Source organism: Cyclobacterium lianum, assembly GCF_900143075.1.
GTDB lineage: Bacteria > Bacteroidota > Bacteroidia > Cytophagales > Cyclobacteriaceae > Cyclobacterium > Cyclobacterium lianum.
Window position 1 is genome coordinate 1 of the sequence record NZ_FRCY01000016.1, and the last position, 23,419, is coordinate 23,419.

General features: G+C 46.2%; 21 protein-coding genes and 1 CRISPR repeat array. Of the genes, 11 read left to right on the forward strand and 10 right to left on the reverse strand.

The genetic code is table 11. The annotated features are described in order from the left end of the window. Positions 1–5: 5 nt before the first annotated feature. Positions 6–563: a CRISPR direct-repeat array (repeat unit 30 nt; unit sequence CCCTTAATCGCACCATACAGGAATTGAAAC). A gap of 139 nt (positions 564–702) precedes the next feature. Together BUB19_RS24580 and truA are read left to right on the forward strand one after the other, a co-directional pair. After that, a complete protein-coding gene (locus tag BUB19_RS24580; protein ID WP_178371539.1) occupies positions 703–876 on the forward strand; it encodes a hypothetical protein in 174 nt (57 codons plus the stop codon). 9 nt (positions 877–885) lie between these two features. Beyond that, a complete protein-coding gene (truA, locus tag BUB19_RS19575) occupies positions 886–1,707 on the forward strand; it encodes a tRNA pseudouridine(38-40) synthase TruA (RefSeq protein ID WP_073097022.1) in 822 nt (273 codons plus the stop codon). A gap of 20 nt (positions 1,708–1,727) precedes the next feature. Here truA and BUB19_RS19580 read toward each other — a convergent pair whose 3' ends face one another. Then, positions 1,728–3,203: an SLC13 family permease gene (locus BUB19_RS19580; protein WP_073097023.1), complete on the reverse strand. Its 1,476-nt coding sequence runs from the start codon at positions 3,201–3,203 to the stop codon at positions 1,728–1,730. A 200-nt stretch (positions 3,204–3,403) separates the two neighbouring features. Between BUB19_RS19580 and BUB19_RS19585 the strand changes: the two genes are divergently transcribed. Next, positions 3,404–3,913 (forward strand): DUF4494 domain-containing protein, encoded by a 510-nt coding sequence (locus BUB19_RS19585; protein WP_073097024.1) that lies wholly within the window; start codon positions 3,404–3,406, stop codon positions 3,911–3,913. A 160-nt stretch (positions 3,914–4,073) separates the two neighbouring features. Here the strand turns inward: BUB19_RS19585 and moeB are convergent, their stop codons facing one another. Beyond that, positions 4,074–5,234 (reverse strand): molybdopterin-synthase adenylyltransferase MoeB, encoded by a 1,161-nt coding sequence (gene moeB, locus BUB19_RS19590; protein ID WP_073097026.1) that lies wholly within the window; start codon positions 5,232–5,234, stop codon positions 4,074–4,076. Positions 5,235–5,443: 209 nt separating this feature from the next. Between moeB and BUB19_RS19595 the strand changes: the two genes are divergently transcribed. The 3 genes from BUB19_RS19595 (at position 5,444) to BUB19_RS19605 (ending at position 8,478) form a co-directional block, all read left to right on the forward strand. Continuing rightward, entirely contained in the window at positions 5,444–6,130 is a 687-nt protein-coding gene (locus tag BUB19_RS19595; RefSeq protein ID WP_073097027.1) for a hypothetical protein, read from the forward strand. A gap of 130 nt (positions 6,131–6,260) precedes the next feature. Then, complete coding sequence (locus BUB19_RS19600; RefSeq protein WP_073097028.1) at positions 6,261–7,604, forward strand: sugar porter family MFS transporter; 1,344 nt, start codon at positions 6,261–6,263, stop codon at positions 7,602–7,604. Next, on the forward strand, positions 7,597–8,478 hold the full coding sequence (locus BUB19_RS19605; protein ID WP_073097030.1) for a carbohydrate kinase family protein: 882 nt from the start codon (positions 7,597–7,599) through the stop codon (positions 8,476–8,478). The genes BUB19_RS19600 and BUB19_RS19605 overlap by 8 nt, the downstream gene beginning before the upstream one ends. Before the next feature lie 74 nt (positions 8,479–8,552). On the opposite strand, the gene BUB19_RS19610 is transcribed toward BUB19_RS19605, so the two are convergent. From BUB19_RS19610 to BUB19_RS19640, 7 genes are all read right to left on the reverse strand, one after another. Then, positions 8,553–9,158, reverse strand: a complete 606-nt coding sequence (locus tag BUB19_RS19610; RefSeq protein ID WP_073097031.1) for a porin family protein — start codon at positions 9,156–9,158, stop codon at positions 8,553–8,555. A 141-nt stretch (positions 9,159–9,299) separates the two neighbouring features. Next, positions 9,300–10,370 carry an alanine racemase gene (locus BUB19_RS19615; RefSeq protein ID WP_073097033.1) on the reverse strand — a complete coding sequence of 357 codons (1,071 nt, stop codon included), beginning with the start codon at positions 10,368–10,370 and terminating at the stop codon, positions 9,300–9,302. Between the two features lies 1 nt (position 10,371). Next, complete coding sequence (locus BUB19_RS19620) at positions 10,372–10,812, reverse strand: GNAT family N-acetyltransferase (protein ID WP_073097035.1); 441 nt, start codon at positions 10,810–10,812, stop codon at positions 10,372–10,374. Between the two features lie 35 nt (positions 10,813–10,847). Continuing rightward, complete coding sequence (locus BUB19_RS19625) at positions 10,848–12,257, reverse strand: sodium:solute symporter family protein (protein ID WP_073097179.1); 1,410 nt, start codon at positions 12,255–12,257, stop codon at positions 10,848–10,850. A gap of 161 nt (positions 12,258–12,418) precedes the next feature. Continuing rightward, the gene (locus BUB19_RS19630; protein WP_073097037.1) at positions 12,419–13,168 is read right to left on the reverse strand and encodes a succinate dehydrogenase/fumarate reductase iron-sulfur subunit; all 750 of its coding nucleotides are present in this window, start codon (positions 13,166–13,168) and stop codon (positions 12,419–12,421) included. 27 nt (positions 13,169–13,195) lie between these two features. Further along, positions 13,196–15,130 carry a fumarate reductase/succinate dehydrogenase flavoprotein subunit gene (locus tag BUB19_RS19635; protein WP_073097038.1) on the reverse strand — a complete coding sequence of 645 codons (1,935 nt, stop codon included), beginning with the start codon at positions 15,128–15,130 and terminating at the stop codon, positions 13,196–13,198. A 42-nt stretch (positions 15,131–15,172) separates the two neighbouring features. Further along, the gene (locus tag BUB19_RS19640; protein WP_073097039.1) at positions 15,173–15,856 is read right to left on the reverse strand and encodes a succinate dehydrogenase cytochrome b subunit; all 684 of its coding nucleotides are present in this window, start codon (positions 15,854–15,856) and stop codon (positions 15,173–15,175) included. Between the two features lie 476 nt (positions 15,857–16,332). On the opposite strand from BUB19_RS19640, the gene BUB19_RS24405 reads away from it, so the two are divergent. The 4 genes from BUB19_RS24405 (at position 16,333) to fabD (ending at position 21,059) form a co-directional block, all read left to right on the forward strand. After that, on the forward strand, positions 16,333–16,494 hold the full coding sequence (locus BUB19_RS24405) for a hypothetical protein (RefSeq protein WP_218588580.1): 162 nt from the start codon (positions 16,333–16,335) through the stop codon (positions 16,492–16,494). 91 nt (positions 16,495–16,585) lie between these two features. Next, a complete protein-coding gene (locus tag BUB19_RS19645; RefSeq protein WP_073097040.1) occupies positions 16,586–19,363 on the forward strand; it encodes a T9SS type B sorting domain-containing protein in 2,778 nt (925 codons plus the stop codon). A gap of 88 nt (positions 19,364–19,451) precedes the next feature. Then, the gene (locus BUB19_RS19650; RefSeq protein ID WP_073097041.1) at positions 19,452–20,075 is read left to right on the forward strand and encodes a carbonic anhydrase family protein; all 624 of its coding nucleotides are present in this window, start codon (positions 19,452–19,454) and stop codon (positions 20,073–20,075) included. Positions 20,076–20,180: 105 nt separating this feature from the next. Then, positions 20,181–21,059: an ACP S-malonyltransferase gene (gene fabD, locus BUB19_RS19655; protein ID WP_073097043.1), complete on the forward strand. Its 879-nt coding sequence runs from the start codon at positions 20,181–20,183 to the stop codon at positions 21,057–21,059. A gap of 9 nt (positions 21,060–21,068) precedes the next feature. Here fabD and folK read toward each other — a convergent pair whose 3' ends face one another. Then, a complete protein-coding gene (gene folK / locus BUB19_RS19660) occupies positions 21,069–21,554 on the reverse strand; it encodes a 2-amino-4-hydroxy-6-hydroxymethyldihydropteridine diphosphokinase (RefSeq protein ID WP_073097044.1) in 486 nt (161 codons plus the stop codon). Between the two features lie 79 nt (positions 21,555–21,633). Between folK and sppA the strand changes: the two genes are divergently transcribed. Beyond that, on the forward strand, positions 21,634–23,391 hold the full coding sequence (gene sppA, locus BUB19_RS19665; RefSeq protein WP_073097045.1) for a signal peptide peptidase SppA: 1,758 nt from the start codon (positions 21,634–21,636) through the stop codon (positions 23,389–23,391). Positions 23,392–23,419: the final 28 nt, after the last annotated feature.

The window sequence follows — 23,419 nt, forward strand, 5'->3', positions numbered from 1 at the left end:
TCTGGCCCTTAATCGCACCATACAGGAATTGAAACAAAGAAGCACTTACTGATTTGGTTGGGTTCCTTCACCCTTAATCGCACCATACAGGAATTGAAACCCTCGTCCATCTCATCGGCGATCAGATCGATCGCCTCCCTTAATCGCACCATACAGGAATTGAAACTATATAAGGTAGCGAATGTCTCCCGGGCTATCTGACCCTTAATCGCACCATACAGGAATTGAAACTCGGCTCCGGCATCACCATCACCAATGCCGCCGGCGGCCCTTAATCGCACCATACAGGAATTGAAACATTCCTCCTGATACGTGATCCGAATAGCTATCCCTACCCTTAATCGCACCATACAGGAATTGAAATATGCTGCATTGCAATGATGGCATAACAGACCCCTCACCCTTAATCGCACCATACAGGAATTGAAATTTATCCCAAATTAAAGGTTCTCGGCTATCCACTTCAGCCCTTAATCGCACCATACAGGAATTGAAATAAAAACCTTGTTTTGTGACCTCGCCAGGATTCAATACCCTTAATCGCACCATACAGGAATTGATGTACCTTTTTTGAATCATTGCTACATACTTTTCTACTTGCCGCAATATAGCCTCCCTAAAATTAAATAAATTCCTGGTATATTAATTTTTTTTTCAATCTGGGCAATCCAGACCTTTCATGAACTTCGTGAATCTGGTCTGATGTACCAAAAACCAATAGATCATGAAGGACAAAATCTCCGGCTTCATCCGGATTTGGGTACAGTGGTGGCGATCGATGGTGACCTCAAGCCCGACCATCCCTTTGTGAATGCTGCGCCTAATTTTTTAACGGCCCCGACCAATACCCTTGCAGACTTACTTCCCAAACCGTAGCTTTACACCATGCAAACCCGACCTTTTAGCTACCTGTTTTGCATCCAATACCTCGGACTGCGCTATCATGGCTGGCAGGTACAAAAGGGGGTAAAAACGGTGCAGGGCACTTTGGAAAGAAGCATCCGCTATGTATTGGGGCACGAAGATTTTAACGTACTTGGTGCCAGCCGTACCGATAGTGGGGTCAGCTGTCTGAATGGTGCCTTCGCCTTATTCCTCCGCCAACCTCTGGAAATTCCACCCTTTATCCGTAATGTCAATGACATTCTCCCAACAGATATTCGCCTGTCTGACGGACGTACGGTTGCCAGGGATTTTAACATCATCCAGGATGTAATCGAAAAGCAGTATGGCTACTATTTCGCCTCGGGAGAAAAACCTCATCCCTTCCTGGCTGGAAACCTGGCCTTTGGAGGGGAAGAATTGGACATCGCTGCCATGCAACGGGCTGCCTCTCTTTTCGTGGGGGAACATGATTTCCGACGGTTTTGCAGCCATGGGAAAAACACCGGGGATTTTATCCGGCAGATCGACATTGCTAAGATTTGTCCGGCGGGGGCTGAGCTTCCCTGGCTTTCGGGCAAAGGCGTTTGGGTTTTCCGGGTAAACGGAAAAGGTTTTCTCATGCATCAGGTACGCAGGATGATGGCCTCCCTGCTCCTCCTGGGCAGAGGAGAGCTAAGCGTGGACGATCTCAAACAGGCGCTGCTGAGTAAGGACAAAAGCCCCCTGGGCCCCAAAGCGCCTGCCAATGGCTTGGTTCTGGAGAACATCGTTTTTGATCTGGACGCGTTTTCTGCCAGTCAGGATTCTTCGACTCACAGGTAGGTATGCCGGAAGCAGCAAATTCAATAAACCCAACCAATCAGGGTAAAGGCGGTCAACCAGAGTAGTAAAATTGCGATAAGGTTCAGCCATATGCCCACCTTCATCATTTCCCTGATGCGGATAAAGCCACTTGAAAAAAGAATGGCATTCGGCGGAGTCGAAATGGGCAGCATGAAGGCAAAGCTACTCGCCATGGTCACCGGAATAGCGAAAACCAATACCTGCTCCCCCATGCCCTCTGCAATCGCCAATACCACCGGAAGAAATATCGTGACCAGTGCCACATTGCTCATCACTTCTGTCAAAAACAATGACACCGCCGTCAGTGCCAATACCAAAACGGCTACCGAAAGCAACTGGTTTTCGGCGATATAATTCCCTATCTCCTGGATGATACCGGCGGCCTCCAGGCCTTTTGCCAGCGCCATCCCTCCTCCAAACAGCAATAAAATACCCCAGGGCAACCGCTGCATGCTCTTCCAATCCAGCAGTCTGGGACCCCTGAGATGCGCTGCAGGAACCAGGAACATCAATATTCCGCCGGACATCGCGATTAAGGTATCGTTTAGCAGAGCGGAGGGCAGTAATTGATTGATTGGGTTTCTGAATATCCACAAGAGCGCCGTCAAAAGTAAAACAGATGCTGTTCTTAGCTCCGCGGAACTTATGGGTCCCAGTTCCTGTAGCTGCCCTCGGATCACCTCGGCGGATCCTGCCAGTCTTCCGAGTTTGCTCGGGTACATTACTTTTACCAGCAACAAATACATCAGTAGCAGCATAACAGCCGCCACAGGCATACCGACCAAAAGCCAACGGTTAAAATCCAGGTTGAATCCATAAAATTCCTGCATGTAACCCACCAATACTACATTGGGCGGCGTACCTATGATGGTAATCACCCCACCAATGTTGGCTGCATAGGCAATACCCAGCATGAGCGCAAAACAAAAATTGCCAAACCCCTTTTCCCTCGCCAAAGAAGGATTATTGTTTTGAATCAACCGGACAATAGACATGGCTATGGGCAGCATCATCACGGCAGTGGCGGTATTGCTGATCCACATACTTAAAAAAACAGTAGCCAGATAAAAACCCAGGATGATTCCATCAGGCCGGGTGCCTGTGATGTTTATCAGATTCAATGCAATGCGCAGGTGCAGTTTATTTTTTTCCATCGCAAGGGCAATGATAAATCCACCCATAAAGAGAAAAATGATGGGGTTGGCATAAGGTGCCGTAGCAGCTTCCATATCGAAAATATCCAACAGGGGAAAAAGCACCATTGGCAGCAGCGCAGTGACCGGAATCGGCACCGCCTCGGTTACCCACCAGGAAAGCATCCAGGCAGCCAGAGCCAGGACTCTGGCTGATGGACCCAGCTCCCAGGCTCCCAGGTAACCCAATAAAAACACCATCGAGCACATCAGAGGACCCAAAATCAGCCCAAAAATACCGGAGAAATTTTCGTTGTTTTTCTTGCTTGCCTTGTGGTTCATATCCTGGTGTTGACCGGTAAGAAAAACCCTAAAATAATGGTAATTATCAGAAATGTAATGTTTTTCCTTTCAATATGGTACGGTCCGGTTTGCCTGGGTTGGCTTCCGATATGGTAACGTGCTGTTTTGTGAAAACCTTTTTTGTTTTGGCGATTTCAGATTACCTTCGTGACTTCAACAATTAAAGAGGAATTAACGCTATGAGAACCTGGTTTTTGTGTAAAGTCAAGTATGCGAAAGAAAATGAGCAGGGATTGCTTAAAAATGTATCGGAGCAATATCTGGTAGATGCCGTCTCCTTCACAGAGGCAGAAGCAAGGATTTACGACATGCTGGGCAGCGTGATCAGGGGAGATTTTCAGGTGACCAGCATCGGCAAAAGCAATATTGTAGATGTATTTTTCTATGAAGATGTGGACGTCTGGCACAAATGCAAAATCACCTATATCGTGGCGGATGCAGATAGCGGGAAGGAAAAGAAAGTAACCCAGTACATGCTCGTGACCGCACATCATGTAAAGGAGGCATACGAAAGGATCTACGAGAGCCTGAACAACATGCTGGTAAGCTTCAACGTCCCGGAAGTCACCGAAAGCCCTATAGTAGAGGTATTTCCCTACGAAAAAGACGATGAAGAACTCAACCCGGCTATACCCGATAACCTGAAACCTGTAGCAGATAGCGGATCCAATGAAGATGAAAATGAATAATACCTTCTGATACCGGCACTTCAGAGGAAAAATATTACTTCCAAACCAGGCCTGACAATACTTTTGGCAGGAGCGGCACACCAGGAACAGGTCAGTGCCGGAATCCCTTCATTCTGCCGTCCGATTTGTAATTGAAAATAATGAAAATTTACATCTGGTTTTAAGACTGAACAGGCGGAAAAGCAGCCAGGTAAGCCCTGATGCCGCCTTCCAGATTGTACAGGTTGGTATACCCATAAAGCTCTGCCAATGTCCTGATCGCCGTTGCGCTACGGGCTCCGCTTTCACAGTGGATGATTACTTTTTTATCCTTAGCAATCTGCTCATGAAGCTCCTCTAATCTGGAAAGGGGAATGGGGAATCCACCGATATTTTTTCTGCGATATTCCTGAGCTTCGCGTACATCTACCAATTGAAAATCTGCCTCTCCCCTTTTCATTTCCTGAAATTCATCAACAGAAATACCTTTAATATCAGATCCCTGACCAACACCACAAAAGGCCTCATAATCAATCAGCCTGTGGATAGTTGGATGCTCCCCGTTTAGTGGGTTATCAGCTCTTTTGCCGATCTTTATTGTTCTGGATTCAAAAGCAAGCGCATCAAAAAGCCAGAGCCTTCCACTCATCACCTCGCCGATTCCCGCCAGTATTTTGATGACTTCCAATGCCTGCATACTGCCGATTATCCCCGGAAGCACACCCAGCACACCCGTCTCCGCACAGTTGGGTACCAGGCCGGAGGGAGGAGGACTTGGAAAAAGGTCCCTGTAATTGGGTCCATACCTGCCTTTTTCGTCCCTGTGATTAAATACCGACACCTGCCCTTCAAACTGAAATATGGAACCATACACGTTGGGTTTACCTGCTAATACGCAGGCATCATTTACCAGATATCGGGTAGCAAAATTATCCGAACCATCTGCGACCACGTCATATCCAGTGATAATCTCCATGGCATTGGCGGATGTAAGCCGCTGACTATAGCTTACTATATTGATTAAGGGATTGATACCCTGCAATCGAGCTTTAGCAGCTTCCACTTTGGACTCGCCAATTTGGGCTTCATCAAAAATCACCTGGCGGTGTAAATTTGATGCATCCACTTCGTCAAAGTCCACTATACCTATTTGCCCTACTCCGGCGGCGGCAAGATACAGGAGCAGCGGACTTCCGAGACCTCCTGCCCCAATCACCAGGACGCAACCATTTTTTAGCTTTCGCTGCGCTCCCTCTCCAAAGCCGGGCAATAAAAAATGCCGATCATACCGTTGTTGCTCCGCGGCAGAGAAACCAGAACGGTCAATTTTACCATGATCCATTTTTTTACCGTTTCGTTTTAGTACCTTTATCCAGAATAGAAACCCTTTAGGCCCATTTATCGTTCTTCTGTGGGCTAAAGCATCATGCTAACTTGCCAAACATCTGGTTAAAATTATAACTACAAGTCATATTTTTGGGTTTAAATTACATATTCTTTTATACATATTAGTTCATTTTATTAACTTGCGTGTTGAAAACAATCAATCAAATGAAAACATTTTTGCTATTCATCTGCGGCTTTTTTTTCATCGTCATTTCCTCTATTGCACAGGATAACAGGAAAGACAGGTTGGGAATCGGGGTCGGTCCGGCCAAAATGTATGGAGACAACACCGGGGTCCACAGCAAGTTCAAATTTAAAGTTCTTCCGGTTTTATCCTTAGATTACAACAAAAAGATACAGACCTTTTTTGATGTAAAAGCTACCTTGGGTTGGCAAATGGTAAATAGCGGTGACTTTTACAATACCGAACAAATAGACAAAATTGCGCAGGCTAATCTGCCTCATGCATTCAGGGGAAATATTTATTATGCGGATGTGATGCCGGTATACCACATCAACCCGAACCAAAGCGGCTACCTGCCCTCCCTGATCAAAGTATATACAGGACTGGGCCTTGGGTATTATTATTCGCAGCGAACGGATGAAAGGCTGATCCTCAATGATCCTGCAAGGAGAACAGAAACCTATGCTGCCAATGATTCCGGAATATACATACCATTTAGATTAGGGATTTACAAAGATCTGCAATCAGACGCCGAAATCGGACTGGAAGCAACCCTGATAGTGAGCCCGTTTTCCGAACTGGAAGGTAATGATCAGCAACAGAAACGTATTAAATCTGATATGTTGATGCAATTTCAGTTTTACTACAGGATCTTTATCGGAAAGTAGAAGAGCAAGGCTGTAATGCTTGGTCTCGAGAACTGTAAAAACCCATATTCCACATTTAATTTTCACTAAAATTTTTTAAACAGCACATATCTGTTTAGATTTAAAAGTTATTGTCCTAAGAGATTATTTCATGAAAATCAACAGTTACGTGCTATTTCTCTCCATTGTCGCGGCTTTGGGAGGATTTTTATTTGGTTTTGATACTGCCGTCATATCTGGTGCCGAGCGGCAAATACAGCAAGTCTGGAATTTAAGCGATTGGAGCCATGGCATGGCCGTAGCCATCGCCCTGTATGGAACGGTAATAGGAGCCCTTTTCGGAGGAATCCCCGCAGACCGTTACGGCAGGAAAAATTCTCTGATCTGGATAGGCATCCTCTACCTGGTATCTGCCTTTGGTTCTGCCATCGCTCCGGAAGTAAATTCGTTCATGTTTTTCCGCTTTATCGGCGGAATAGGTGTGGGGGCCTCTTCGGTGGTAGCCCCCATGTATATCAGTGAAATATCCCCTGCAAAGAACCGGGGACAACTGGTGGCACTATTTCAGTTCAACCTTGTTTTTGGCATTTTGGTAGCCTATTTTTCCAATTACCTGATAGATCTCAGCATTGCTGTCGATAGCTGGCGCTGGATGCTGGGCGTAGAAGCGGTACCTGCACTGATTTACACCTTGCTCGTACTGAAAGTACCTCAGAGCCCCAGGTGGCTGATTGCTAAAAAAGACGATTTTGAAACCGCCGAAAAGATCCTGCAGCGAACCGATCCGGAGGGTGTAGACGAGGCCATTAGATTGGCGCTGGAAGAAAAAAAATTATCCCGGGTACAAGTGGGGTTTATGGCCCTTTTTCATTCGAAGTACCTAAAAATCACCCTTCTGGCGATCATGATTGCCTTATTCAATCAACTATCAGGAATCAATGCGATCATCTATTTTGCGCCCAGGATCTTTGAAATGGCCGGCATCAGTGCCGAAAGCGCTTTGCTCTCTACCGTAGGGATCGGAGCCGTAAATATGGTAGCCACCATGCTGGGTCTCTATCTCATAGATCGGATTGGGAGAAAAAAACTCATGTATATGGGCTCTGTGGGCTACATCATTTCTCTGTTATTGATCGCTTACTCCTTTTCGGGAGGCCAGATCAGTAGCAGCTTTTTACCCGTGTTTGTCTTCATGTTTATCGCCTCACATGCTATCGGGCAGGGTGCCGTCATCTGGGTATTTATCTCTGAAATTTTCCCAAATGAGCTGCGGGCCTATGGGCAGTCTATCGGTTGTTTTACCCACTGGATCCTTGCCGCCATTATCGCAAATGTATTCCCCTTCTTCGCCAATCAATTTGGCGCAGTGGTCATATTCGGATTCTTTGCGCTGATGATGGTATTGCAACTGCTGTGGGTACGCTTTAAGATGCCCGAAACCAAAGGCAGGTCTCTGGAAGAAATTCAAAAAGACTTTATCGTTAAAAATGCCTAAAAAGATTATTTGTTTCGGTGAAATGCTTTGGGACATTTTTCCTAAGGAAAGTATTGCCGGCGGTGCCCCCATGAACGTGGCGCTTCATCTGGCACATCTCGGCCTGGATGTGGGTATGATCTCAAGTGTCGGCGATGACAAGTTGGGCAAAAAACTGCTGGCTTTCGTCAAAAAATACGGGCTTACGGACGATCTAATTCAAGTTAGCAGCGAGTATCCTACCGGAACGGTCATTGTCGATGACAGCGATAAGGAAAATATCCGCTACGAAATCGTCAAACCTGCAGCCTGGGACCATATCCAATGGACACCAAATATGGAAAAAGCCGTCAAACATGCAGATGCGTTCATTTTCGGCTCCCTCGGCGCCAGAAATGATACCAGCAGAACCTGTCTTGAAAAGCTACTGAACACGAATGTACTCAAGGTACTAGACATCAATCTCAGGCCCCCTTTCTACTCTGCAGATTTGTTGGATAATCTGCTTGGTAAAGCCGACATCCTAAAAATCAATGAAGAGGAACTTACCCTTTTGGCAGACTTTTATGACCTCCCCAGTAAAATGGAAGCAGCGTTGGAGAAATTAAGTGAGATGTTTGACTTCGAACTGGTTTGTATCACCTTAGGCAGCAAAGGTGCTGCCATCTACCAGGATGGGGACATCGTCAGTCACCCAGGTTATCCAGTTGAGGTAAAGGATACCGTAGGTGCAGGGGATGCCTTTCTGGCAGGATTTGTCAGCAAATACCTATCCCGGGAGTCACCAGAAAAGATCCTTGATTTTGCCTGTGCCCTGGGGGCTCTGGTGGCTACACTCAGTGGCGGTACACCGCAGTACTCCCTGGAGGATGTCAGCCGAATCAAAGACATATAACAGCAAAACCGAAATCCTTATCTACACAGAGAAAGGCTTTCGGTTTTGCTTCAATGTATTTTTTAAAATCGGTATTAGAAGCTAATTCCTGCAGAAAGCTTAAAGCCCCTGTTATATACATCTGCATCTGTGTCTTTAAATACCGGAGTAAGTCCCAGGTCATAACTGGCCTGAAGGTTTAATCCTACTGGAAGGTTGTACCCAAGCCCCACGACCAATCCGGCGTCCAGGTCATTGATCGCATCGGTTTCCCATCCATAGGTATTTCCCAAAGCGTCGGCCTCAAAGGTGGAACCCAGGAGTAAAGAGGCTTGCGGCCCTGCGAAAAAATTCACCCCTTCTGTGGCATAAAAGCGAAACAATACCGGCAGGTCCAGATAGTTCAACACCGCCCGGGAGTTAACCAGGTCGTCATTTTGAGTACCTTTTACCGAATAGTACAATCCCGGCTCAATGGAAAAACGGTCACCTACGAAGCTGTTGGCAAAAACGCCGGCGTGAAAACCAACCCTGTTGGTGTAATCGTTGCTGCTGATATCCTCCCCGCTCCAGTTAAACAGGCTGGCTCCGCCTCTCAGGCCAAAGCCCGACTTACCCGAATTTCCATTTGTGGTATCCTGTGCCTGACCTGTCAGTGCACCTGCTACAAGTAGTGAAAAGAATAATATGAACTTTTTCATGATAAATAATAAGTTGGTTAGTTTCCTTCATCAAACCAATATGGTGCCAAAAAATGCGCTCCGTAAACGACCAACACCCTAAGCCACCCAATAAAGGGCTTAAAAAGATATTTATCAGAAAAACAAATATTATTTATGCTATCAGACCACCCTTTTTTCGATATAGCTGCTGTTCAGTATGGCCAAAGCGCCCATGTACTTGAGGTTAAATTTAATCAGATCACCCACTTTATAATTTTTTGGGTTTTCTCCCAGGTTGATGACGATCATGTCCGAGCTGGCTCCCAGGATTTCAAAATCCCCATCTCCTGCAATCAGGTACTTGGGATCAACATCCAGAAGGCCCAGGTCCAGGATGGCTCTGTAAGAGGATTTGCCGTATAAAGACTCATCAATTTCAGCCACTTCGCCCTGAGGGTTGTTGGCAAGGCTTCCAGAAGGAAGCAGGGGCTTTTCCTGCATCTCAATGATCTCCGTAAACAATTCAAATACATTCGGATTCATTCCTTCAATGGTTTTTTCTTCAAACAGGTCTGCGCCAAAATACAAGGTTTCTCCTACACGAAAATGGTTGACACCCTTGGGCAACTGCTGATGCAGCATCAACGGAATGGTCACAGAAGTGCCGGCCGAAACCCAGGGGATCTTCTTGTTAAATTTTAGTTCAATGATCTGTTTGTACAGCGAAAGCTGGATCAGTTTATCGGCCGACGGCATCACTCCATTCAGGCAATTGAGATTGGTCCCCAAGCCAATCACTTCCAGGTTTGGGAGATCAAACACCTTTGCATAAAAATCTATCAGATGGTCGCCCATGACGCCTTCCCGGAGGTCACCGGTTTCAACCATAATGATGATCTTGTGTTTCTTATTTTGTTTGACTGCCTCCTTGCTGATCCAGCGGATCGTATTCAATTCACTGTTTAAGCTTACATCGGCATATTTGACCATGTCAGAGATATTTCTCTTAGAGGGAGGCTTGATGTAGACCGTTTGTACCTTAGGGTCAATTTCTTTTACCTTAGCAAGATTACTGATGCGCGAGTCATGGATTTCATCCGCACCCATATCAATCAACTCTTTGATATATTTTCGGTTTCCGCAGAGGATTTTGGACACCACTCCCCAGGAGACCTCATTGGCCGCAAATTCCTTTTTCAGAAATTCGAAATTTTCTCTTAATTTATCGCGATATAGATTTAGAAAGGCCATTTTACTTTTTTAATCTCATTTCAAGATACTTGTTGGTAAATCCCAGTTTTTCATAGAGAAACTTTGCGGGGTTATCCGGCTCCACATGCAGGGCAATGTCTCCGTGGGCCATATCTATCGCGGTCTGCATCAGCTTTTTACCAAGTCCTTTTCCGCGTTGAGAAGCATCTACGGCAATGTAAACGAGGATATTTTCCGGAATGTACCCGGACATTCCGGTTTTATTGACAACCACCGTTCCAACGATCTTTCCCTCGTCTCTGGCCATCACTACAAAGCCACCCTTGTCCCCGGCCTGATCGAGTGCATAGTCGAGGCATCGCATGATATGGGTTTTCGGGTCTCCGTATTGATCCAGGTGCTGGAATAAAAAATCAGCAATTTCATTCTTTTGCAGATAGGTCGCATTATCGATTGCTGAAAGTGTTTCTATAGTAGACATGTACCTTATATTTTGTTTGATTTAGAATTTTCGAATTACTTTTTTAGCTTGTGAACAAGCAAAAACACTGCTAAAGATGAAAATACGCCGAAAAAGTTGGGATCCAGACCAAATGGCAGGTTTATATCGACCATGGACAAACCTGCAGTGACACCTCCACCGACGATCATAGATATCAAAGCTGCAAGTGGAGAACGCATGTTCCAGAAAAGACCTGCTATGATCGGCACCAATAGTCCAGATACCATGAAGGCATATGAATACAGCATTAATTCCAGCACATTTGTCATCTGTATGGCAATGACCAGGGCAAGAGCACCTATAATCAGCGTAAACAACTGGCTCATGCGCATCACGAAACCATCTTGTCTGTCTTTCAGGTACCTCCCGAATATATCCGTAGTGAGGTTTCCGGATGCCGCCATCAGGCAGGAATCTGCGGTAGACAGAACCGCTGAAAAATATGCGGACATCATCAGTCCCATGATTCCCGGTGGCAATACGGTACTGAGCAAAATGGGCAATCCCATTTCCGGATCCAGATCTTCCTGGCTGACAGCGATAAGCCCCTGTTCAAACGCCACCTTTGCGAGTAGCCCAAGGGATACGCCCATAAATGCCATAACAGGCCATTCAAAAAGCCCTGCAATAAACCAGGCCTTTTTGGCAGATTTCACATCGGTACTGGCAAAAATGCGTTGGTAAAGCGTCATGCCGACAAACCAAATCGGCAGAATGGTGATCCCCCAATTTGCCAGATCCTGCCAGCGCAGATTGGCAAGTGAGAAATATTCGGACGGAAGGGTTTCTCTGATGGCCTCCCATCCCCCCACATGGTAATATGATACCGGCAAGCCAATGAAAATAAATCCCAGCATTAGAACGATCCACTGTACGGTGTCGGTGTAAATCACAGCTTTCAGCCCGCCCAGGACGGTATATACTACGGCAATGACACCCATGATCAGCAGGGCAGTGTTCAGCTCCAGGGGTTTGAAAGTGCCAGCCGCCAGTTTCGCACCTGCCAGAAGTTGGGAAGAAGTGAAGCCCATGTAGCCTACAAAGCAAATGATGGCAGCCAGAATACCCACCTTCCTGTCAAAAAGGTGCTGAAAGATTTGTGGCAAGGTATAAAACTTTGCGAATTCAGGATTAGACCGGACCTTTGGTATCAGAAACACAGCGGCCATCCAGGCGCCCAGAAGACCTGTAAACAGCATCCAGCTCCCCGATAAGCCCATCAAAAATCCCAATCCACCAAGCCCCACCGAAAACCCGCCACCTACGTCAGTAGCGACGACGGACAGACCAATGTGCCAGCTTCCGATATTTCTCCCACCAACATAATAGTCATCCTGACCGGAATTTTTCCTCATGAAGTAAAAGCCTACCCCAAGCATGAGGATCATATAAACAATGAAAATAGATAAGTCTATTAGGGACATTTTTTTTTGGTTAAGTCGATAATTGGCTCCACATAAAAACAATAAATATTTAAAAATCCTAATCTTATAAAGATTGATAGCCGCCTCCCAGCCTCCGAAAGACTCGAAACAGGACAAAAAAAAAGACCGGAATCCCGGTCTTTCAGTGGTTTTTTTAAATACTATACATTTTCCGTACTCAGCGAAGCGGAGAAGTATTCTCTGTTCATGCGGGCGATATTGCTTAGTTTGATTTCTTTAGGACATTCGGCAGAACAGGCTCCTGTATTGGTGCAGGCACCGAAGCCTTCCTTGTCCATTTGGGCAACCATTTTTTCAGCCCGCTCCTTTTTCTCCACCTTTCCCTGTGGCAGTAGGGCCAACTGGGAGATTTTAGCAGAAACAAAAAGCATGGCGGAGGCATTTTTGCAGGCTGCCACGCAGGCACCACAGCCGATACAAGTGGCCGCATCAAAAGATTCATCTGCAATTACCTTCGGAATGGGTATCTCGTTGGCATCCGGCACACCACCGGTATTGACCGAAACAAAACCTCCGGATTGTATGATGCGGTCGAAGGAACTCCTGTCAACCACCAGGTCTTTGACTATAGGGAAAGCGCTTGCCCTCCAGGGTTCGATGGTGATGGTATCTCCATCCCTGAACGAACGCATATGCAATTGACAGGTAGTGGTCTGATGGGGACCATGGGGCTGCCCATTGATGTAAAGGGAGCACATGCCACATATACCCTCCCGACAATCATGATCGAAATGTACCGGATCTTCCCCTTTCTCGGATAGGTCTTCATTCAGTACATCCAGCATTTCCAGAAAAGACATGTCTGCCGAAATTCCACTTAATTTATATGTTTTAAAACCACCTTTGTCAGATGGGTTTTTCTGTCTCCAAACTTTTAAAGTCAGGTTCATTTTTCGTGCATTTTAGGTTTCAATCGATTATTTGTAGCTTCTTTGCGTCAGCTTAACGTTTTCAAAAACAAGGTCCTCTTTGTGAAGCGCTTCCTCCTTGCCTTCTCCCTTGTATTCCCATGCAGCTACGTATGCAAAGTTTTCATCATCCCGCAGTGCTTCTCCCTCCGGTGTTTGGTACTCGTCTCTGAAGTGACCCCCGCAACTTTCATTGCGGTGAAGCGCATCATCTACCATTAACTCACCTAGCTCCAGAAAATCTGCTACCCTGTGGGCCTTTTCCAATGAGAGATTGAGTTCTTCTCCGGTACCGAGGACCTTGACATTAGACCAGAATTCTTCCTTGAGGGACTGAATCATTTCCTTGGCTTTGGTCAGACCGGCGGCATTTCTTGCCATTCCGCAATGGTTCCACATGATCTTACCCAATTTCTTGTGAAAATGATCTACTGTCTTGGTTCCATTTACAGACAAAAGCTTCTGCACCCTCGCTTTTACCTCTTCTTCTGATTTTTTGAATTCCGCATGATCTTCGGGGATCTTTTCATAGGGCAAACTTGCCAGATAGTCGCCCACCGTATACGGGGCAACAAAATAGCCATCTGCCAACCCCTGCATGAGAGCCGAAGCACCGAGCCGGTTAGCTCCATGGTCTGAAAAATTGGCTTCACCCAGTGCGTACAAGCCAGGAACGGTAGTCATCAAATTGTAATCTACCCAAAGCCCTCCCATGGTGTAATGCACAGCCGGATATATCATCATCGGCGTCTGATAGGGATTCTCGCCGGTGATCTTTTCGTACATGTCAAATAAATTGCCATATTTGCCCTTCACGGCATCCTCTCCATCTCTCTTGATGGCATCCCGGAAATCGAGAAACACCGCTTCACCGGTCTCGTTCACTCCGCGGCCCTCGTCACAGACATACTTGGCATTACGGGATGCTACATCTCTGGGAACCAGATTGCCAAAGGAGGGATATTTGGTCTCGAGGTAGTAATCACGGTCTTCTTCCTTGATATCTTTAGGCGCGATCTCCTTTTTACGTAGCTTTTCAGCCATTTCCTTGGTTTTCGGAACCCACACTCTGCCGTCATTTCTCAGCGATTCGGACATCAGTGTCAGCTTTGATTGGTGATCTCCCGAAACGGGGATACAGGTAGGGTGGATTTGCGTATAACAGGGATTACTGAAAAACGCCCCTTTCTTGTGTGCCCTCCAGGCGGCAGTGACATTGGAGCCCATGGCGTTGGTGGAAAGAAAAAACACGTTGCCGTAGCCACCGGTACAAAGGAGCACCGCGTGGGCACTGTGGGATTCTATGGCTCCTGTTATCAAATTCCTGGTAACAATGCCTCTTGCTTTCCCATCTACCACGACTACATCCATCATCTCTGTTCTGGGAAATAATTTTACTTTGCCATTGGCCACTTGTCGGCTCAAAGCAGAGTAAGCGCCCAACAATAGCTGCTGTCCGGTCTGGCCCCTGGCATAGAATGTACGGGACACCTGGGCCCCACCAAAAGATCGATTGGCCAGCAAGCCACCGTACTCCCGGGCAAACGGAACACCCTGGGCCACACACTGATCAATGATATTCACAGAAACCTCTGCGAGCCGGTACACATTTCCCTCTCTGGAACGATAGTCACCTCCTTTGATCGTATCATAGAAAAGCCGGAAAACTGAATCTCCATCATTCTGATAATTCTTTGCTGCATTGATGCCCCCCTGCGCCGCGATGGAATGTGCCCTTCGTGGGCTGTCCTGAAAGCAGAATGCCTTTACGTTATAACCTAACTCCGCAAGTGAAGCCGCAGCAGAGGCACCCGCCAAACCTGTTCCAACAACGATAATTTCATATTTTCTCTTATTGGCAGGATTGACCAGTTTGACATTAAATTTATGCCTGGTCCATTTTTCCGCCAAAGGACCACTGGGTATTTTTGAATCAAGTTTCATCAATATTCAATTTAAATTCCCTTTATTTTCAAATTATGCCAGTCAACTATTTTGTATAAACATAATAATAGGTATCAAGGCAAACAGCGCCGGAACCACGATGGCAAATCCTATCCCCAGTTTTTGTATAAAAGGGGTGTATTTCTTGTGATTCAGGCCTAAGGTCTGGAAAGCACTGGAGAAACCGTGCGACAAATGGAAAGCAAGAACTGCCATGCTCAACACATAGAAAGCCACGTAAATGATATTCCCAAACGCTGCTGAAACGATAGCAAATCCATCCTTGTAGGTTTCTCCGTCGTAGGTAACATATGGCATCTCTCCAAACTTAAATTCGTACCAGAAACCTCTCAGGTGAATCAGGATAAAAACCAGGATCAGACTACCCAGTATCCCCATATTTCTCGAGCTCCAGGTACTGTTTGCAGAACTTTTGGTCATGGCATACGCTACCGGTCGGGATTTTTTGTTATGCCGGGTCAAAATCGCAGAGTATATGGCGTGAAGGGCGATAAAACCAAAGTTCAATATCCCAACTACCCTGATAAAAGGGTTGCTGGCCATGGTTTCAGCGTATATGTTAAACGATTTTCCACCGTCAGGAAGCAAGAGTTGCAAATTGCCCGCCAGGTGAACTACTAAAAACAAAATCAGAAATAGTCCCGTCAGGGCCATCAATAACTTCTTGCCCAATGTACTGTTTAAGGTTTTCGATACCCAACTCATATAATTTGTCTGTTATTACGGTTTGTTCAAAGTTTTTATCAAGGCCAAATTTACATTTGGAAACGGTAGCAAACAATCAAACCATACCCATTGCTCTTATTTTAAACTGTTCTAAATAAACACTCCCATCATGCAGCATTTTTAACCAAATCAATACAGGCATTGTTTGACAATATCAATGAACTAGTGGAAAGTGAAATCAAATGGTCGGTGCAGGAGTACCAAAGATGGAGACCAGCCACCGGGCAGGAGCTAACAGACAAATAGCCGTCTTCACGAAAAATAGATTGTCCAATGAGGCGTTACTAACGATAAACCCTTTTTTACCGGGTAGTAAACTATGTCCTTCAAATTAATCCCATATTAAAATGAATTATTGCTGATAAAGATATAATTTAGGGTAACCATTGAAAAATTAAAAACGTTTTGATGTTAGGTCTCCTTTCACCGCATGCCGGACGAATTGCATCAGGACGATGCGATGTAAACTTATCTGGCGTCTTGAAGTTGATTTAACCGGGAAGGAGCGCTACGCCCAACTGTCCAAAATGATCAGGATGGAAACTGTACGCGCTGTGATGGATTTCAGGGTGGAAATCAGGGCCTGGAAGATAAGGAAAAAAAACAGTTCAAAATAGATGAAATCGAGCCTGCCTGCCGGTAAGCCGGGATTCTCCCGATTCAGGACCGGGAGAAGCTATGTGGCAACTTAAAGACAATTATAAACACATGAAATATTGCTATTTTCTATTGGGGGTTTTTGGCATAATGTTGGCCTCGGTTTCTGCTGCCTGGGCCACGCACATCAGAGCGGGTGAAATCATTGCCGAGCGAATTTCTACCCAAACCCTTACCTACAAAATCACGGTGGTCGGATATACGGATACACGGTCTACGGTGGTTTTTGGTCCCGGAGAAATTGATTTTGGCGACGGCCGTACCGAAGTATTGAACACCGAAAGTGATTTTAATGTAACAGAAAGCCTGGGGGATAATATAGAAAAGAATATTTTTGTCATCACCCATACCTACCAGGGGCCGGGAAACTACACCATACGTTTCATGGAGTTTAACCGAAATGCCAATACATTGAATATGGATCAGTCGGTTGATACCCCCTTTTACATAGAGACGATGATAAGTATTGATCCTTTTCTGGGCGTCAATAATTCACCAATACTCACCATTGCACCGGTAGATAACGGGGCGGTAAACCAAACATACATTCACAATCCCGGAGCCTATGATCCAGATGGAGACAGCCTCGCCTATGTGCTGGACGTACCTAAGCAGGCGTTTCAGAGGGAAGTAAATAACTACAGAAGCCCTGCTTCCGGAGAATTCAGTTTTACCAGACAGGACGGCACTACCCCCCCTTTTCTTGAATTGGACCCGGTAACCGGAGACCTGATCTGGGACGCACCAGGGATTGCCGGACAATATAACGTAGCATTTAGAATTGAAGAATGGCGGCGGGTAGCCGGAGAGTGGGTCCGCATAGGGTATGTGCTGCGGGACATGCAGATCATCATAGAAAATACCGATAACCGAAGACCGGAACTGATCATGCCGGAAGACATCTGTGTAGAAGCGGGGACCAACATCACGGAAATTTTCCAGGGAATGGATCCTGATGGTGACCCGATAATGATCGAAGTCTTTGGAGATCCGATTGAAATCACCTCATCGCCAGCATCCTACAGTCCCGAATCGGTTTTCCAGCCCTCTCCCGGAGTAATTGGTTTCGAATGGCAAACCATCTGCAATCATGTGAGGGCAAGAAATTATCAGGTGAGGGTAAGGATTCGTGACCAGCCCGATTCGGGTCCATCCCTGGTCGATATTCAAACCTGGAACATCACCGTAGTGGCGCCGCCTCCAGTGCCCTATACCATCGAACAGCAGCAGGGCAGGTCGGCGGAACTGGAATGGGACCCCTACGTATGTTCGAATGCTGCGGATACCATGCAGGTATGGCGCAGGATCAACAGCGACCCCTACGAGCCGGATTCCTGTGAAACCGGCATACGTGAAGGTTACCAACTGGTCGGCACCACAAATATGGAAGCGGTTAACTTTAAGGACACCAATGAAGGTATGGGATTAAGTCCCGGGAATACCTATTGTTATCGCCTGGTGGCCGCCTTCCCGTTCCCCAGAAGTGGAGAAAGCTATGTTTCCGAGGAAATATGTATCACCGTGGATGTGGATGTACCGATCATCACGAATGTCAGCGTGGAGACTACAGATGCAGAAGCAGGAGAAATGCTTGTCCGCTGGACCCCCCCTTACGACATTGATACAGAACTTTATCCCGGCCCTTATTCCTATGAGCTGATTCGAAATCAGGGATTCATGGGGCAAAGCAATACCACTTCTCTCGTCACCACCACCGATACGGTATTCACCGATACGGATCTGAATACCGAAAATCTGGTGTATAATTATAAAGTAATCCTCATTTCGGAGGGTGAGAAAATCGACACCAGCAGCATCGCTTCGTCTGTACGGGTAGACCCCACCATCATCAATGAGGCCATTGAGCTCAATTGGAGTTTTAATGTCCCCTGGAACAACGAAATAGCTTCTTTTCCTCACCTCGTATACCGAAACAGAACAGATCCCGAAGCAAACGACACCGAAAATTTCACACTGATAGCTGAAGTAGATGTCACGCAGAATGGCTTTGTCTTTCTGGATGATGGCAGTCATAACGGCATACCATTGGACACGGAAAAGGAATATTGCTATTATATCGTCACCAATGGCAATTATAACCTGGACATCCTTTCTTACCCGCTTGCCAATAATTCCCAGGTGGTATGTGCCAGACCCGATGATGACCGGCTGCCGTGTCCGCCTGTATTGACCTATGAAGGGCCGGAATGTGAGGCATTTCTTGCAGACAAGCCCTGTAATTTCAGTGACTTCTATCACGATCTGAGTTGGGAACCTGATTTCTCCGGAGAATGTGATACCGAACTCAACGGGTACCGAATCTACTTTTCCGAGACAGGAGAAGAAGGGACGTTTAATGTCGTTAGTAACGTATCTGTAATCAATACGGCTACCCGCATAGAGGGCTTACTGGAGCTTAAAGGCTGCTATTATATTACGGCGATAGATCGTTCCGGAAATGAAAGCGAGCCCAGCAATATTGTTTGTATAGACAATTGCCCCAACTACGAATTGCCAAACGTATTCACTCCTGACGGCGATAATGTGAATGAAACCTTTCAGGCATTCGATAATCCCTACGAGAAGTGCCCCAGATTTGTAGAAGCCGTCGAAATCAATATCTATAACCGATGGGGAGTTCAGGTGCATCAGTACAACAGCAGCCTGGCACCCGAGAACGACATTTATATCAACTGGGATGGCCGCGACACGGAAGGAAATGCACTGCCTGCAGGCACTTATTATTATGAAGCCACGGTACGATTTAACGTTCTCGATGAGAGCCTGCGACAAAGAAAGTTAAAAGGAACCATTCAAATATTGAAATGAGCCGTATCTTTGTTCTACCAATGAGTGGTCAGACAGAAGACATGCCTGTCAAAGAAATGAATTCAGTAAACCAAAAATAGATTAATATATGAGAGCCCACACTAAAGCGACCCAAGATAGCCTGAGCCCGGAAGCCGCCATGTCCATTTTAAAGGAGGGAAATGAGCGATTCGTAAGAAACCTCAGGTCAAACCGTAACCTTCTCCAGATGGTCAATGAAACCAGAGATGGACAATGGCCTTTTGCAGTAGTTTTGAGTTGTATTGATTCCAGAACATCCGCGGAATTGATTTTTGATCAGGGCTTGGGCGACATTTTCAGTGCCCGTGTTGCAGGAAATGTAGTGAACGAAGACATCCTCGGAAGTATGGAATATGCCGTCAAATATGCCGGCTCCAAACTAGTCCTGGTCCTCGGGCATACCAAATGCGGTGCGGTCACCAGTGCTTGCAAAAAAGTAAAAGACGGCAACATTACGGCTTTATTGCATAAAATCAAACCTGCCATCGAGCGTGCATCGAAGGAGTCCGATTCCGCTACCGATGATCCCAGGTTTATTGAAAGAGTGGCAGAGCTGAATGTATTTGAAGCGATGGAAGAAATCAGAGAAAGAAGTACCATCATCAGCGGCCTGGAAAAAGAAGGAAAAATCAAAGTAGTAGGTGCCGTTTATGATGTCGAAACCGGCCTGGTTTCATTTTTTGACGAATAAAATCGATTCAAAAAAGGAAAGTGGTAAGGCAGGGAATCAATAGGGTTCTTCCTGCCTTATTTTTTTGCTTATATTTACGCCCCTAACCAACAAAAACCTTTTGTCATGATAGCTTATGTATTTCCGGGCCAGGGAGCCCAGTTTCCCGGGATGGGAAAAGACCTGTACCAGAATCGCGATAAAGCAAAAATATTGTTTGATCAGGCCAATGAAATCCTGGGATTCAAGATCACCGACATCATGTTTGAAGGCAGTCCGGAAGCTTTAAAGCAGACCAATGTCACCCAGCCGGCTGTATTCCTACATTCGGTAATTGTGGCACTGACTTCAGAGGATTTTGATCCGGACATGGTAGCAGGCCATTCCCTGGGAGAGTTTTCAGCGCTGGTTGCCAATAGGGTGCTTACCTTTGAGGATGCCCTGAAGCTGGTTCATCAGAGGGCCCTGGCCATGCAGGAGGCCTGTGAGATAAATCCATCTACTATGGCAGCTGTATTAGGGCTACCTGATGATCAGGTAGAGGCGATCTGTGCGGAGGTCGAGGGCCATGTGGTGGTTCCTGCCAATTACAACTGTCCCGGACAACTGGTCATTTCGGGAAGTATGGAAGGCATACAAATCGCCTGTGAGAAAATGAAAGCTGCAGGCGCAAAAAGAGCGCTGCCCTTGCCGGTAGGGGGAGCATTTCATTCCCCGCTGATGGAACCTGCCCGGGCCAGACTGGAAACAGCCATAAACCACACTTCATTTTCAGCTCCCATCTGCCCCATCTACCAAAATGTAAACGGTAGTGCTGTACAGGATATAGGGCAAATTAAGGAAAATTTAAAGGCACAGTTGACTGCCCCGGTAAAATGGACCCAGTCGGTGCAAAACATGGTACATGACGGAGCGGTAAAATTTATCGAATGCGGGCCAGGAAAGGTGCTTCAGGGCCTGGTCAAAAAGATCCACAAAGAAGCCGAGATTGGAGCTTTGGATTAAATTTTGCAATTAACCGTCAGCCCAGGGCCTGACGGTTAATTGATCTTCACATTCTTTAAGCAGCTCCCTGTGGGTTAATTTTTTCACAGGATGCTCTTCGTCCGGCAATACTTCCACTAGCGGTATCAATACAAAATTTCTGGAAAGCATCTGCTGGTGTGGGATATGCAGGCGGTCCGTATGTATGGTACATTGATCAAAATAAAGAATATCAATATCCATGGTTCTGTCTCCCCACTTTCGCTCTCTTTTTCTACCCAAAAGGTTTTCCACACTTTGGATATAGTCCAGTGTCGCTTCCGGCTCCATGGTTGTCTGCAGCACGAGTACCTGATTGAGATAGGGAGCCTGGGAATTCCCACCCCAGGCGGCCGTCTCATAAATTCCAGAGGCGCGGACCAGCTTCATATTTTCGAGCAACAAGCTCAAAGCCTTCCGCATCAACGCCTGCCGGTCACCTACATTTCCTCCCAAACTTAATACCACCCTGTGCATGACAAATATTATTGTGCTGATCTTCTGAGTTTAATCAAAAATAGGTTATTTTTGAAACTTAATAAAACAGATATAATTTATGAAATTTTTAAGCAACGTTTTGGCTGTTATTGTGGGCTTACTGGTTTTCTGGGTGCTTGCATTTTTTGTGATCGCTGGAATAATTGCTGTCAGCGCCGGTTCTCAGGAGCCGGAAATTAAGGAAAACACCGTGTTGCATATCAATTTGAACGGGCTCAGCTTAGTGGAGCGCGCTCCTGAAGATGATCTTTCTTTACCGCCGCTGCCATTTGTTGGTGATGTGGGCCAGGTAGGATTGAATCAGCTTATCAAGGCCATAGATGCGGCTAAATTAAATGAAGACATCAAGGGAATTTACCTGGAAAGCGGATTGATTGCCGCCGGCCAATCCCATTTACTTGAAATCAGGAATGCGCTGGAAGATTTTAAGGAAAGCGGGAAGTTTATCCTGGCCTATGGGGAGTATTTTTCCGAATCCGGCTATTTCCTTTGCTCTATCGCAGATGAAATATACCTGAACCCTCTCGGCGACCTGGAATTTAATGGTCTGGTCGTAAACAGCGTTTTTTTAAAGGGTCTGCTTGATAAACTTGAGGTAAAACCGGTAATTTTTCGGGTCGGCGAGTTCAAGAGCGCGATAGAGCCCTTCATTTTGGAAAAGATGAGTGAAGAAAACAGGCTTCAAACAAAGGTTTTTCTTGAAGACTTGAATCAGGTAATGGTGACAGAAATAGCCAGAAGCCGTTCCATTCCCACTGAAAGAATACAGGAAATTAACGACCAAATGTTGGTAAGGACCGGTCAGGATGCAGTAGACCTGGGGCTGGTAGATGCCCTTTGGTACGATGACCAGGTAAAAAACCAGCTAAGGGAAAAATTAGGCCTGGAAGAGGATGCAGACATTAACAGCATCAACGTTACGGGATTGAATAAAACCTCTAAGGAGAAAAATCGCCTTTCCAGAAATCAAATAGCCCTGATCATCGCAGACGGTGAAATTGTAAGCGGAAGCAAGCCCAATCAAATCAGTTCGGAAACTTTTTTAAAGGAAATTCGAAAGGCCAGAAAAAACGAGGATGTAAAAGCGATTGTGCTGCGGGTAAATTCACCAGGCGGCTCTGCTCTGGCCTCTGAGGTGATTTGGAGGGAGCTTGCCGAAGCCAAAAAAGTCAAGCCATTGATCGTTTCCATGTCCAACTATGCCGCGTCAGGTGGCTATTATATCGCTGCACCTGCAGATACCATCGTAGCACAGCCCAATACTATCACCGGTTCTATCGGGGTTTTCGGGCTCACATTTGACATCCAGGGGTTCTTGAATAATAAACTGGGCATTACCACTGATGCCGTAAGTACAGGCAGCTATTCTGATTTCCTGAACCCTACCAAAGAAATGTCTGAAGCTGAGAGAGCCATCATGCAAAATTCCGTCGAGCAGGTCTATGACACCTTTATCACCCGGGTGGCAGAGGGAAGGGGAATGAGCCGGCAACAGGTAATAGAAATAGCCGGAGGACGGGTTTGGTCCGGACAGCGGGCAAAGGAAGTAGGTCTGGTTGATGTCTTGGGAGATTTTGAGGATGCGATCCAAATCGCTGCAGACAAGGCCGGTCTGGATGAAGATTACCGGCTTGTCATGTACCCAAAACAAAAAAGCCTGCTGGAGCAACTGATGGCGGATCTGGGAGCAGATGTGCAGGGCGCTTATCAGCGGATAAAAATGGGACATTCCTATGAGCTTTTTCAGGCAATTGAAAAGCTAAACAACTTGCAGGGAAAGATGGCCATCATGCCCTTTCTTCCGGAAATAAAATAATCGATTTGAAATTCTTCATTATTTAACG

Coding starts and splice junctions, on each gene's coding strand:
- BUB19_RS24580 (WP_178371539.1), top strand. CDS start 703: ATGTACCAAAAACCAATAGATCATGAAGGACAAAATCTCCGGCTTCAT.
- truA (WP_073097022.1), top strand. CDS start 886: ATGCAAACCCGACCTTTTAGCTACCTGTTTTGCATCCAATACCTCGGA.
- BUB19_RS19580 (WP_073097023.1), bottom strand. CDS start 3,203: ATGAACCACAAGGCAAGCAAGAAAAACAACGAAAATTTCTCCGGTATT.
- BUB19_RS19585 (WP_073097024.1), top strand. CDS start 3,404: ATGAGAACCTGGTTTTTGTGTAAAGTCAAGTATGCGAAAGAAAATGAG.
- moeB (WP_073097026.1), bottom strand. CDS start 5,234: ATGGATCATGGTAAAATTGACCGTTCTGGTTTCTCTGCCGCGGAGCAA.
- BUB19_RS19595 (WP_073097027.1), top strand. CDS start 5,444: ATGAAAACATTTTTGCTATTCATCTGCGGCTTTTTTTTCATCGTCATT.
- BUB19_RS19600 (WP_073097028.1), top strand. CDS start 6,261: ATGAAAATCAACAGTTACGTGCTATTTCTCTCCATTGTCGCGGCTTTG.
- BUB19_RS19605 (WP_073097030.1), top strand. CDS start 7,597: ATGCCTAAAAAGATTATTTGTTTCGGTGAAATGCTTTGGGACATTTTT.
- BUB19_RS19610 (WP_073097031.1), bottom strand. CDS start 9,158: ATGAAAAAGTTCATATTATTCTTTTCACTACTTGTAGCAGGTGCACTG.
- BUB19_RS19615 (WP_073097033.1), bottom strand. CDS start 10,370: ATGGCCTTTCTAAATCTATATCGCGATAAATTAAGAGAAAATTTCGAA.
- BUB19_RS19620 (WP_073097035.1), bottom strand. CDS start 10,812: ATGTCTACTATAGAAACACTTTCAGCAATCGATAATGCGACCTATCTG.
- BUB19_RS19625 (WP_073097179.1), bottom strand. CDS start 12,257: ATGTCCCTAATAGACTTATCTATTTTCATTGTTTATATGATCCTCATG.
- BUB19_RS19630 (WP_073097037.1), bottom strand. CDS start 13,168: ATGAACCTGACTTTAAAAGTTTGGAGACAGAAAAACCCATCTGACAAA.
- BUB19_RS19635 (WP_073097038.1), bottom strand. CDS start 15,130: ATGAAACTTGATTCAAAAATACCCAGTGGTCCTTTGGCGGAAAAATGG.
- BUB19_RS19640 (WP_073097039.1), bottom strand. CDS start 15,856: ATGAGTTGGGTATCGAAAACCTTAAACAGTACATTGGGCAAGAAGTTA.
- BUB19_RS24405 (WP_218588580.1), top strand. CDS start 16,333: ATGCGATGTAAACTTATCTGGCGTCTTGAAGTTGATTTAACCGGGAAG.
- BUB19_RS19645 (WP_073097040.1), top strand. CDS start 16,586: ATGAAATATTGCTATTTTCTATTGGGGGTTTTTGGCATAATGTTGGCC.
- BUB19_RS19650 (WP_073097041.1), top strand. CDS start 19,452: ATGAGAGCCCACACTAAAGCGACCCAAGATAGCCTGAGCCCGGAAGCC.
- fabD (WP_073097043.1), top strand. CDS start 20,181: ATGATAGCTTATGTATTTCCGGGCCAGGGAGCCCAGTTTCCCGGGATG.
- folK (WP_073097044.1), bottom strand. CDS start 21,554: ATGCACAGGGTGGTATTAAGTTTGGGAGGAAATGTAGGTGACCGGCAG.
- sppA (WP_073097045.1), top strand. CDS start 21,634: ATGAAATTTTTAAGCAACGTTTTGGCTGTTATTGTGGGCTTACTGGTT.